The organism is Bacteroidota bacterium (assembly GCA_039714315.1).
In the GTDB taxonomy this organism is placed as follows: Bacteria; Bacteroidota; Bacteroidia; order Flavobacteriales; family JADGDT01; genus JADGDT01.
Map to the genome: position 1 here is coordinate 26,670 of JBDLJM010000020.1, position 6,201 is coordinate 32,870.

At 33.1% G+C, this 6,201-nt stretch carries 3 protein-coding genes; all 3 read right to left on the bottom strand.

Annotation, left to right across the window (positions count from 1 at the left end; genetic code table 11):
• Nucleotides 1-8 precede the first annotated feature (8 nt).
• Nucleotides 9-1,613, bottom strand: a complete 1,605-nt coding sequence (locus tag ABFR62_03920; protein MEN8137558.1) for a tetratricopeptide repeat protein — start codon at nt 1,611-1,613, stop codon at nt 9-11.
• A 130-nt stretch (nt 1,614-1,743) separates the two neighbouring features.
• Entirely contained in the window at nt 1,744-5,559 is a 3,816-nt protein-coding gene (locus tag ABFR62_03925) for a T9SS type A sorting domain-containing protein (GenBank protein MEN8137559.1), read from the bottom strand.
• A gap of 355 nt (nt 5,560-5,914) precedes the next feature.
• The coding region (locus tag ABFR62_03930; protein MEN8137560.1) for a T9SS type A sorting domain-containing protein at nt 5,915-6,201 on the bottom strand (287 nt) is incomplete at its 5' end.

The window sequence follows — 6,201 nt, forward strand, 5'->3', positions numbered from 1 at the left end:
AGAGAATACTACAACTTGGCAATAAAAGAACTTAAATTTGTATCGGTATTATTGATATTAAGTTTTTTTCGTAGTCTATATCTGGTAACATCAATAGTTCTAACACTTTGACCGGTAATTGCTGAAATCTCCTTTGAGGTTAAATTCAGTTTAAGAAATGCAGCCATACGTCTCTCGGCTGTGGTGAGTGAGAATTCTTTATCTAATCTATTATAGAACTCAGTATGAACGTCATGGAATGTTAACTCAAATTCCTTTAAAACATCTTTATCTCTTCCGGTTTTCAGACTTTTTATAATTCTTGCTAAGTGCGTTCTTTGCTTGGGGCTTAAATCTTTAGCGAAATCCTGTAACTGCTCGGCTATACTAATTATTAACTCATTTCTGCTAATTTGGAGCATAATGTTTGTTACAAGCTTCTTGTTTTTAGCTTCAAGCGTACTCTCAACTTCGCTCTTTTCAGCTTTTAACAACATATTTTCAATGTGTTTTTGCTTTACTTTTCTCTTTTGAACCAAATAGAGTAACGCAACAATTAATGCAGCAATTACAAGTATTAATAGTGCAATATAAAGACGGTTTAGATGAACTTTTTCCTCCTTTTTTAGAAGCTCCATTTCATACTTCAAATTCAAATCATTAATAGCGCTTGAATTTGAAGTTTTTATTATGTTTAAGTGCTTTTCTTCAGAAATAGTTAGGTATTTATAGGCATTTGTGAAATCGCCTTTTTGTGCATAAATTTTGCTTAGAAGTTTAGAGCTAATATAAATATCATACGAAACTCCAAGATCTGCAGAGTTAGAATAGCCCTTATTTAAATAGAATAAGGCACTATCAATATATTCTGCTTCGTAATATATCTCGCCTAAATTATTAAGCGATCGAGTAACGTCTATTTTACTATTTAAGCCTTTCCTTATTTCTAAAGCCTTATTCTCATATACTATAGCATCTTTTAGGTAGCCTTTCTTCTTTTGTAATTCGGCCTTATTTGAGTAGGCAATAGCCTCGTTTACTTTATCGCCTCTGTTAATTGATAAATCAATAGCCTTTAGCAAATATTTCTCTGCCTCAACATAGTTAGATAATTTTGCATTAGCATTAGATATATTAATGTAAATAGTAGTTAAATATCCAAGTTTTTTATCCTTTTCCTGAGGAATACTTGTAATATGATTATTAAGATTGATCTCTGCGTTTTTTAGTATTTCAATTGCTTTTAAATATTCTTCCTGACGCAGATAAACTCCTGCAATACTAATATCTCCGGCACTAGTAATTAAAACGTCGTCATATATTATTCCCAGTTCCTTAAGGTTCATATAACTATTGACAGCCATATACATTTCACCTTTAAAAAAGAAAGCATTACCTATATCGATATAAAGCTTTACCTGGTCTTCCTTACTTAATGATAACCTTTTAAGCTGATTGAGGTAATATATGGTAGAGTCGAGATCATTGTTAGATAGATTCTCTATCTTTTGCTTATAATTATTAATCAATAAAGAATCTGATGTACTTGAAGCATAACTATATTGTCCTACCGTTGTAAACAGTAAGCAAAAATAAATAATTCTATAAGTTTTATTCAAACCTGATACAGTCATATTAGAAATACAAATTACATATTCTCACATTCATTAATTGACAAAGATAAAGCAATATTACATATTGAAAAAAAAATCCCGCAATCTTGAAGAATGCGGGATTAAATATGGTTTTAAGTGCTTAAAATAACTACTCTTTAATAATACGAGTAATTGAAACACCTTCTTCTGAATTTACTTTTGCAAAGTATATTCCGGCTTTTAGACCTGAAATATTAAATTGAGATTTTGTTGCATTAGCTTCAATTACTTTAACAAGAGATCCTGAAATACTATATAATTCTATAAAGCTGATTTCAGAATTAGCATCAATAGTAATTAATCCGGTTGTTGGATTTGGATATACACCAATTTTTACATCACTATCATTTAATCCTAATGTAACAGTGAAATTAACTGTGTAAGTTAATACTGTTTCTCCATCCTCAGCTGTAACAACAACAGTTGTTGTTCCAGGAAACTCAGCAGCCGGAGTTACAACAACAGTAGAATTCTCGTCAGTGGAAATACCAACAACTTCCGGTACAGCAGTTGTTCCTTCTTCTAACTCAACATCATAATCAAATACAGCAGAATCAAATCCTTCAACATTCACACCTCCAAAAGTAATATCACTTAACGTAGCATCTTCACTTGGGAATAATGGTGTAACAGCTAAATTATCAAAACTCATATCTCTATAGTATACATGAGAAAGAACAAGCTCACTAGCGTTCGCTCCATTTATAAAATACTTTTGATCTTCTACCAAAGTAACAAAGGCAGTTTCGTCTTCTGTACCTTGCTTAACTTTTACAGTATAAGTAAAATTAACAGCATCAACAATGAATACAAAGTCGTAAGACGTATGTAATTCATATGCATAATCTACACCAGCTTCTATAATCTGAGGTCTATTACCAGACATATCTATCTGAGCAATAGTACTAATCTTTCCTTCTGTATTAAACTGAACATTTGGACCGAAGTTACTAAAGTTTCTGAAGTCAGGAAGACCTGCACCTTCTACAAGGAATAATCCTGCTCTAGAAACACGTGGAGTTACCGTAGCTGCTAATTCGTATTTCCAATCTGTAGCATCAGCAGAGTAGTCAATATTATCCTCAGTAGCACAAGCTTCAACTACTAAGTTTTCAATTTTCGTATCACCTCCATAAAGATAGTGAGTTAAAGCAACTTCATTTCCATTGAATAAAGTAAATTCAGGATTAGTTTTATCAACATCAGAATAAACAACAATAAAGTCTTCAGTACCGTTTTCTCTAATTTTAAATGTAAATGTATGAGTAATTGGATCTATAGTATACTCGATATCATATTTAGCATCTGCACTATATTTAATACCTGTACTTATAGATTCATACATGCGAAGACCTTTTGCAGTTGAAAGCTTTATTGTAGCTCCAGTACCTATATCATAAAATAGACCTGACACTAAATTAGACGCTTCTTCATTAACACTTTCGCCATTTAACAATCTAAAACTAGATTTGGCAGCACCAGAGATAGTAGCCGAAAGTTTGTAAGGGCGGTCTGTTGGCACATTGTCTATTGCAATAGCTAAAGGTGTTACTCTAAATTTTTCAACTTTAAAATCTTTTGAATCGTAGTGAGTAAAGGCGATATTGTTATTAGTAAGTCCACCATCTACAGAAAAATATGTTGTATCCTGAATTATAGTTACAAATTCAGCATCCGCACTATTTTTCACCAATAGGCTATAAGTATGATTTACCGGATCTATTGTGTATTTAATATCATATTTATCTCCCATTGTATATGGAACATTTGCTACAGAAATATTACTTGGAGCACCAAATCTTGTTTCAGGACCATACTGTGCAACAATTGCATTATATCCTCTAAATCCACCTACTTTAGTAACTGCAAGTTTAACTCCAATATTAGTAGCATCTTCACTTTCAGATTCACCGTTAATTAGCTTGAAATTACCTGCAAATGAACTACCGGTAATTGAAGCTGTTATTTCGTAAGGTGTTGAAGGCTCAACGAAAGCAACACTAGCAAGCATTTGTATTCTTACCTGTGAAAGAACCTTAGTTCCAAGCTCATCAGTTGCATAACGAGTTATTTTTACGTTATCTCCTAAACCAAATCCGTAATCAACAAATGTTTTACCTGCAAGATCACAGTCTGCTGTAGATATTCCAAGGTCCGTCTCTACCGAACCGGTTACAGAAGAAGCTATTGTCCAACTATAAGTTAAAGTTCCAAAACCTTCAGATGCAGCTGTTTCAGAAGCAATCGCTTCGATTACAGCCGTTTCTCTAACATTGTTTTGTGTAGTAACAATTTTACCACCTACAGGGCTCTTCTCCATAAGAACCTCAACTGTAGTACTTGTAGATAACTGATCGAATATACCATCTTTATCGTTTGCGAATCTTGTAAAAGTAACTGTTTTACCTCCAAAAGCATCACCGAAAATAGTGGTATTATTTAAGAAAGGAGCATTGTTATAATACAATAAAGTTCCATTTGTATCAGTATCCTGGTTACCATCGTTATCTAAATCTAATGGATATCCATTATCATAAGTTACAGTAGCTATTGTCATTTCTTCTCCAGCCACACCATATCCCCAAGTGTAATATGAACTAGCATATGCAGCAGTTTCTTCACCCACCTGACCTGGTGCTTTATCAAAGTAAAGTTTACCGTCAACAGAATTAGCCGGTGCTTTTATACTACCTGCAGTAATTTCAGAAGCTGAAAAATTTTCTACTGTAAAATCTTTTGAATCGTAGTGAGTAAAAGCAATATTGTTATTAGTAACTCCACCATCTACAGAAAAATATAGCGAATCTTGTGCAAGATTTACAAAATCAGCATCCGCACTATTTTTCACCCATAAACTATAAGTATGATTTACCGGATCTATTTTGTATTTAACATCATAAGTATCTCCTTTAGTATATGGAACATTGGCTTCAGAAATATTACTTGGAACCATCATTCTTACTTCAGGGCCAAACTGAGCAACAATTGCATTATATCCTCTAAAACCACCTACTTTAGCAACTACAAGTTTAACTCCAACATTAGTAGCCTCTTCATTTTCAGACTCACCGTTAATTAGCTTGAAATCAGCTGCAAATGAACTACCTGTAATTGAAGCAGATACAGTATAAACAGCAGCAGGCTCCTCGAAAGCAACACTTGCAAGTATTTGTATTCTTACCTGTGCAAGAACCTCAGTTCCAAGTTCATCAGTAGCATAACGAGTTATTTTTACGTTATCTCCTAAACCAAATCCGTAATCAGCAAATGTTTTACCTGCAAAATCACAGTTTTCTGTAGAAATTTCAAGGTCTGTCTCTACCGAACCGGTTACAGTAGTAGCTATTGTCCATCTATAAGTTAGAGCTCCATAACCTTCGGATGCAGCTGTTTCAGAAGCAATTGCTTCTATTACAGCTGTTTCTCTAATATTATTTTGTGTAGTAACAATTTTACCACCAACAGGTCTCTTCTCTAAAAGAACATCAACAGTTACACTTGTTGAAGTTTGATCTAATAAACCATCAACATCATTTGCAAATCTTGTAAAAGTAACAGTTTTTCCACCGAAAAGTTCACCAAAAGTACTATTGTTATTTAAGAAAGAAGCAGTGTCATAATACAATAGATTTCCATTTGTATCAGTATCCTGAACGCCATCATTATCGGCATCAAGAGGATATCCATTATCATAAGTTACAGTAGCTATTGTCATTTCTTCTCCAGCCACTCCATATTCCCATGTATAATAGAAATTATCATATCCGCTTGCAGCAGTTTCTTCAGTCACCTGACCTGGTGCTTTATCATAATAGATCTTACCATCTATGGAATTTCCAGGTGCTAAAATGCTACCCGGATCTCCTTGAGCGTAACTTGTAAACGAATACAAGGCTAACACCATTAGTGTAAACAATTTTTTCATATTTATTGATTTCATTAATAAAATTTAATCTGGCTCAAAAATGATATAATGCTGAAAATTAAGGACGAATACTCAGTTTCAATTATCATACACTACACGAAAAACAACAATACAATAACCATACACTAAACGGCAATCAACTGTAATTTAAAGAAATACACAACACACCTGTTCGGAGGTGAATATTAACAGACTTATATCAAACATATGGCTAAAAGTTAAAACTTAACATCTTATAGGTATTACTGCTTGCAAATTATCTACTACAACAAGAGATATGTTATCAATATCAAAAGGCTAAATAATTACAATCTAGAAATGAGTAAAAATCCTTAAACATAATTATTTCCCAGGGTTAATTCTCTTTAAGCATAGTATTAAATGAACGTCCTTCATTAGAAATAAGTTCTATAAAGTAAACACCGCTACTTAACTCCTCTACAGATATTCTCAAATAGCCATTCTCTACCACTGCATCAAAAGACATTAATTGCTCACCATTTACATTATAAATTATTAGTCCAAGCGATTTATCCTCCAAATTACCGGTTGCTATTACAAGTTCACCTTCAACCGGATTAGGATAAATACTCCACTTATTTGCAAGTATCTCATCATTACTAAGCACCGAGTTTACCACAA